1 protein-coding gene is annotated in these 620 nt (G+C 60.8%); it reads left to right on the top strand.

Annotated features, from left to right (window positions below; translation table 11 throughout):
- A partial coding sequence (locus NKH36_RS34735) for a GTP-binding protein (protein ID WP_292429503.1) occupies nt 1-620 on the top strand: 620 nt, incomplete at its 3' end.

Genomic DNA, 620 nt, shown 5'->3' with positions numbered 1-620 from the left:
ATGGCAAAAGGTAAATTCGAGCGTACAAAGCCTCATGTGAACATTGGCACGATTGGCCACGTCGATCATGGCAAGACATCGCTGACGGCGGCGATCACCAAGTATTTTGGCGAATACAAGCGCTACGACCAGATCGATGCGGCGCCCGAGGAAAAGGCGCGCGGCATCACCATCTCGACGGCGCATGTCGAATACGAGACGGCCAACCGCCACTACGCCCATGTCGACTGCCCCGGCCACGCCGACTATGTGAAGAACATGATCACCGGTGCCGCGCAGATGGACGGCGCAATCCTGGTTGTGTCGGCGGCCGACGGCCCGATGCCGCAGACCCGCGAGCACATCCTGCTGGCCCGTCAGGTCGGCGTGCCGTCGATCGTGGTGTTTTTGAACAAGGTCGACCAGGTCGACGACGCCGAGCTGCTCGAGCTGGTCGAGCTCGAGGTGCGCGAGCTGTTGACCAAGAACGAGTTCCCCGGCGACGACATTCCGATCGTCAAGGGTTCGGCACTTGCGGCTTTGGAAGATTCCGACAAGAAGATCGGCGAGGATTCCATCCGCGAATTGATGGCTGCGGTCGACGACTACATCCCGACGCCGGTTCGTCCGCTGGACAAGCC

Source organism: Mesorhizobium sp. M1312 (assembly GCF_040318115.1).
Classification (GTDB): domain Bacteria; phylum Pseudomonadota; class Alphaproteobacteria; order Rhizobiales; family Rhizobiaceae; genus Mesorhizobium.
The sequence above is the reverse complement of the archived record's forward strand: the minus strand, read 5'-3'. Positions and strand labels throughout refer to the sequence as shown.